We start from the raw sequence: 255 nt of genomic DNA on the forward strand, positions 1-255 counted from the left end.
GAGGGAAAGGTGAAAAGTACCCCGGAAGGGGAGTGAAAGAGAACTTGAAACCGTGTGCTTACAAGTAGTCAGAGCCCGTTAATGGGTGATGGCGTGCCTTTTGTAGAATGAACCGGCGAGTTACGATTTGATGCAAGGTTAAGCAGAAAATGTGGAGCCGTAGCGAAAGCGAGTCTGAATAGGGCGTTTAGTATTTGGTCGTAGACCCGAAACCAGGTGATCTACCCATGGTCAGGTTGAAGTTCAGGTAACACT

1 rRNA gene is annotated in these 255 nt (G+C 48.2%); it reads left to right on the plus strand.

Annotated elements, in window-relative coordinates:
• Positions 1–255 (plus strand): 23S ribosomal RNA (locus tag HS848_RS13140); the annotation flags it as partial.

It is taken from the genome of Staphylococcus caledonicus (assembly GCF_016238465.1).
Classification (GTDB): domain Bacteria; phylum Bacillota; class Bacilli; order Staphylococcales; family Staphylococcaceae; genus Staphylococcus; species Staphylococcus caledonicus.